This window comes from Eudoraea sp. (genome assembly GCF_049669105.1).
Classification (GTDB): Bacteria; Bacteroidota; Bacteroidia; order Flavobacteriales; family Flavobacteriaceae; genus Eudoraea.
Genome location: NZ_JBATKE010000229.1, coordinates 1 through 1,707, shown reverse-complemented (window position 1 = coordinate 1,707; position 1,707 = coordinate 1). Strand labels below are relative to the sequence as shown.

The 1,707-nt window shown below is 35.9% G+C and carries 2 protein-coding genes; one reads left to right on the top strand and one right to left on the bottom strand.

The genetic code is table 11. The annotated features are described in order from the left end of the window. Positions 1-804: carboxypeptidase-like regulatory domain-containing protein (locus WBM60_RS16830; RefSeq protein ID WP_424283369.1), on the bottom strand; the 804-nt coding region annotated here is incomplete at its 3' end. Positions 805-1,237: 433 nt separating this feature from the next. Between WBM60_RS16830 and WBM60_RS16825 the strand changes: the two genes are divergently transcribed. Continuing rightward, on the top strand, positions 1,238-1,707 hold a 470-nt coding region (locus WBM60_RS16825; RefSeq protein ID WP_424283368.1), incomplete at its 3' end, for an alpha-L-fucosidase.

The window sequence follows — 1,707 nt, the reverse complement described above, 5'->3', positions numbered from 1 at the left end:
ATCATTATTATAGATATTATTGCGCAGTCGTGCCTTGTCATAGTTTTTATTGGTTTCAGAACCCCGTCTAATTGGAGAGCCAATGGTATTTATGACCACAACGCCACCTCTGGCAATACTACCATATCTTACCGTACCTGCCAATCCTGATATTATTGCTACCCGGTCAATATTTTCCACTGTTAAAAAAGGAAGAGTTCTTAAGACCATTCCGTCTACATCATAAATTGCAGGAATTGCTCTACCCTTCAGTTGAGGCGCTCCTCCCCTAATATAAACTTCACCTCCCAAGCTATATACCCCGGCCGCTCTTCCCTTCAATGCGGTTATTACATCTATTGCTCCCGGATTTAAATCGTCGCCATCTACTAATTTTATAGAATATCCTACTCGGTTTGCGTCCAGATAACCAAAGGCTGTACTCAGGATATTCTTATTAACCCCATATTGTAATCTTAAATAATCCTGATTATTGACATTATTTTCTGCAACTACAACTTCTTTTAGAGCTTCGATGTTCATTTTCATTTCGATGTTTAATCTAGTAGTAACATCTTCCACCACTATTTCTACATTTTGCATTCCGGCATAATTGAAAACCAATACATCATATGGTTTAGCAGTTATAAAATATTTACCATTCTCGTCGGTAAACGTCTCTTTAAAGCTATTCTGAACTTGAACAGATACATTTTGGATTGGTGAGTTTCCTATGGTCACAACCCCCGAAATTTCATTAAGTCTATCTATACCATATGCCTGTAATGAAAAAATTATAGCGATAAGAACAAAAATCTTCTTCATAATACCCACATTATCTATTTTGAAACCCTACTACTAAATATAAAGAATATAAAGGAGTTTGCCAAAGCAGCTCATCCTTCTTCTTTAGTGGGTATTGTCACTTCCTTTTTGTCTGAAGAACTCAGCTCTTTTAAAAGTAGCGATCAAAATAAATTGAAGCGGTCTTCTTTTGAGGCAGTTGTGGCTTGAAGTTATTTTGAGTTTTTAATCTTTTATAAGATCAGTAGTAAATCCATCATATGGCAAATAATCCTTTTCTTATAGTTAAATAGTTAAAAATAAATTTGGTAGTACATTCTTAGGTAAAAGTATAATGGAAGCCAGCGAATAATACTTTTAGGATATAAAAAAGTATCGCTATAAGTGTTCTTAGAAGTTGATAATCATCAAAATAAACTTTAGCTTTGATTACTTCAGTGTAAATTAGTTTTGGATGATAGTACGTGTTTTAAAATACAGCTGTAAAACAAAAAAATTACTTTATTCAATACTTTTTTTTAGCATTTTGGCAATGTCTTCCTGCAAGGAGCAACCTAAAGAAAGTGAATCCGTTGAAGAGGTTGCTGCTATCAATTATCTGGAAGAATCAACCGAATCTTTTGACGAACGCATGAGGTGGTGGCGCGATGCCCGTTTTGGAATGTTTATCCATTGGGGGCCCTACTCGGTACCTGCAGGGATTTATAATGGCAAAGAAGTTGATGGTACGGGCGAATGGATAATGAATAGTGCTCCAATTCCCATATTGGAATATGAAAAATATGCAAAGCAGTTTAATCCCCAGAAATTCGACGCAAAAAAATGGGCCCGGACAATGAAGGAAGCAGGCATGAAATATATGGTGATCACCTCCAAACACCATGATGGTTTTGGCCTATGGGATTCAAAAGTATCTGATTATGA